This is a genomic window from Acinetobacter sp. WCHAc060042, from assembly GCF_003231195.1.
Classification (GTDB): Bacteria; Pseudomonadota; Gammaproteobacteria; order Pseudomonadales; family Moraxellaceae; genus Acinetobacter.
The window spans coordinates 1-293 of record NZ_QKVN01000149.1 but is presented as its reverse complement, the minus strand read 5'-3'; the positions used below and the strand labels follow the sequence as shown (position 1 = coordinate 293).

The window sequence follows — 293 nt, the reverse complement described above, 5'->3', positions numbered from 1 at the left end:
TTATATTTCTCTTTAAAGTATGAACCGTACCGGGTTTGTCGGAGAGTCAATATTCTGAGAGACTATCCCGATGACAAAATTAAAATATACCCCTGAAATCAGAGAAAGAGCGGTTCAATTATTGATTGAATCCGAAAAAGATTATCCATCGAATTGGGCAGCAGTTTCCGCAATTGCTCCTAAAATTGGCTGTACTCCTGAAACACTACGTGTTTGGTATCAAAAATATTTAGATCAAAAAAATCCTGTCAAAGTACAAGATATCTGATCAAGAAAAAATGAAGGGTAATCCC

General features: G+C 35.8%; 1 pseudogene. It reads left to right on the top strand.

What is annotated here, in order from left to right:
- Positions 1–70 precede the first annotated feature (70 nt).
- Positions 71–293: pseudogene (locus tag DPG01_RS18665) on the top strand (IS3 family transposase); the annotation flags it as partial.